This is a genomic window from Bradyrhizobium sp. STM 3809, from assembly GCF_000239795.1.
Lineage (GTDB): Bacteria > Pseudomonadota > Alphaproteobacteria > Rhizobiales > Xanthobacteraceae > Bradyrhizobium.
The window spans coordinates 1-2,528 of record NZ_CAFJ01000198.1 but is presented as its reverse complement, the minus strand read 5'-3'; the positions used below and the strand labels follow the sequence as shown (position 1 = coordinate 2,528).

Here is a 2,528-nt window from a genome sequence, read left to right as displayed (position 1 = left end):
CCAGGCCGGCCTCTACGACTACATCGCCAAGTTCGACCGTCCGGGTCTGATCGCGGCGATGAAGGAGCAGATCGAGGAGCGGGCGCGTGCCGAAGCCAATCGGCGGGCGGCGTAACGGAGAAGGTCAGGAGTAGCGTGCGATGAGCAGCAACAAGATCGAGACCACCGACGGCGCGGCTTCCGAATTCGTGACCGCCGTGATCGGCGGCCAGCTGTTCGGCCTGCCGATCTCGCGGGTGCAGGACGTGTTCATGCCGGAGCGGGTGACGCGCGTGCCGTTGTCGTCTGCCGAGATCGCCGGCGTCCTGAACCTGCGCGGCCGTATCGTCACCGTCGTCGACATGCGGGCGCGGCTCGGCCTCGCCAAGGCCGACGACGGCAAGCCGCCGATGGCGGTCGGCGTCGACCTGCGCGGCGAATCCTACGGCCTGCTGATCGATCAGATCGGCGAGGTGCTGCGGCTGCCGGAGGCGGGCCGGGAGGAGAACCCGGTCAATCTCGACCCGCGCATGGCGAAATTCGCCGGTGGCGTGCACCGCCTCGATGGCCAGCTGATGGTCGTCCTCGATGTCGACCGTGTGCTCGAGCTGCTGCCGAAGGCTGCAATTGCCGCTTAACCCGTCAACCATCCCATAGGGGAACGAACATGAAGAGCTGTCTGGTCGTGGACGATTCCAGCGTGGTGCGCAAGATCGCGCGTCGTATCCTGGAGGAGCTGGGTTTCTCCGTCGTCGAGGCGGAAGATGGTGAGCAGGCTCTCGAGCTCTGCACCAAGAGCCTGCCCGAAGCCATCCTGCTCGACTGGAACATGCCGGTCATGGACGGCTACGATTTCCTCGGCCGGCTGCGGCGGTTGCCGGGCGGCGAAGGCCCGAAGGTGGTGTTCTGCACCACGGAGAACGACATCGACCATATCTCGCGCGCGCTGAACGCCGGCGCCAACGAGTACATCATGAAGCCGTTCGACAAGGAAATCGTCGCGGCGAAATTCCAGGAAGTCGGTCTCATCCAGGCATTGTCAGCCGAATCCGCCTGATCCCTTCCTCTGCCCAGAAGAGGCCGTCGTGAACCAGCCAGATTATGAATTCCTGCGCAAGCTGCTTCGAGACAAGTCAGGTCTCGATCTGTCCGCCGACAAGCAATATCTGATCGAGAGCCGCCTGCTTCCGCTCGCCCGCAAGGCCGGGCTCGCCAGCATCAGCGATCTCGTCCAGAAGCTGAAGGACGGGTCGAGCGCCCTCATCAGTCAGGTCGTCGAGGCGATGACCACCAACGAGACGTTCTTCTTCCGCGACAAGGTCCCGTTCGATCACTTCCGCGACGTGATCATGCCGGAGCTCCTGAAGGCGCGCGCCAACCGCAAGTCGATCCGGATCTGGTGCGCCGCCTGCTCGACCGGACAGGAGCCGTATTCGTTGGCGATGTCGCTCAAGGAGATGAGCGCCGCGCTGGCCGGATGGCGCGTCGAGATCGTTGCCACCGATCTGTCCCAGGAGGTGCTCGAGAAATCGAAGGCGGGCCTCTACAGCCAGTTCGAGGTGCAGCGCGGTCTGCCGATTCAGCTTCTGGTCAAATACTTCAAGCAGGCCGGCGAGCTCTGGCAGATCAATTCCGACGTTCGCGGCATGGTCCAGCATCGTCAGCTCAACCTGCTGCACGATTTCTCGCAGCTCGGCACATTCGACATCGTCTTCTGTCGCAACGTGCTGATCTACTTCGACCAGGAAACGAAGATCAACATCTTCGGCCGGCTCGCCAAGCTGATGGAGCCGGATGGCTTCCTGGTGCTGGGCGCGGCTGAAACCGTGGTCGGCCTCACCGACGTGTTCAAGCCGCTCGCGGATCGTCGCGGCCTGTATCGTCCGAGCGGAGTCGTCTCCACGGCCAAGGCGCCGCTTCCGGGTGCGCCCAGGGTCGCGGCTGCCGGCAACTAGAAGAGCCGGCGGAGAGCAGGACACAAAGATGTCTGAAGAGAACAAAGGAACGGAGCGCGTCACCTTCAGTCGGGGCTACGACGTCTGCATCATGGGCATCGACGGGACCTGGCGGCGGGATTGTCAGCTCAATGCCATCTCCGACAACGACGCGGTTCTGACCGTCGAGGGATCGATCCAGGGGCTGAACCTCAAGGAGTTCTTCCTGCTGCTGTCCTCGACGGGGCTGGCGTACCGGCGATGCGAGCTGGTCCGCGTCAACGGCGCCGAGATGGACATCCAGTTCATCAAGGGGAAAAACAAGAAGAAGCGCGGTATGTCCGCCGGTCAGGAAACGACCGCCAGCTGATGGTTTGCAGCCCGGCCGCCGGTCTTGTCTGCAAATGCCTCCGAGCGGGATACAGGGGACGACCCGATATCCTGCGCAAATCCTAAGCAGGGGAGGCGTTTTTCGCAGAGCCGCTTTACGGCGCTTCAGGACGAGACGTGTAAAACGAACGAAGTCAGTCAACTTTGCCAGGGACGACCAATGTCGGTCATGAGTTCGGAACCCGCGGCCAGTAGCCCGGGAGCTATGGAGGAGGGCGATCGGCG

The 2,528-nt window shown here is 63.1% G+C and carries 4 protein-coding genes and 1 pseudogene; all 5 read left to right on the top strand.

The window, feature by feature from the left end:
• Positions 1–115 (top strand): annotated as a pseudogene (locus tag BRAS3809_RS37740) (response regulator); the annotation flags it as partial.
• Between the two features lie 25 nt (positions 116–140).
• Positions 141–617 (top strand): chemotaxis protein CheW, encoded by a 477-nt coding sequence (locus tag BRAS3809_RS10935; protein WP_008962156.1) that lies wholly within the window; start codon positions 141–143, stop codon positions 615–617.
• A 29-nt stretch (positions 618–646) separates the two neighbouring features.
• Positions 647–1,036: a response regulator gene (locus tag BRAS3809_RS10930; RefSeq protein ID WP_008962155.1), complete on the top strand. Its 390-nt coding sequence runs from the start codon at positions 647–649 to the stop codon at positions 1,034–1,036.
• 28 nt (positions 1,037–1,064) lie between these two features.
• The gene (locus BRAS3809_RS10925; RefSeq protein ID WP_008962154.1) at positions 1,065–1,934 is read left to right on the top strand and encodes a CheR family methyltransferase; all 870 of its coding nucleotides are present in this window, start codon (positions 1,065–1,067) and stop codon (positions 1,932–1,934) included.
• A gap of 28 nt (positions 1,935–1,962) precedes the next feature.
• Positions 1,963–2,283 (top strand): hypothetical protein, encoded by a 321-nt coding sequence (locus BRAS3809_RS10920; RefSeq protein ID WP_008962153.1) that lies wholly within the window; start codon positions 1,963–1,965, stop codon positions 2,281–2,283.
• Positions 2,284–2,528: the final 245 nt, after the last annotated feature.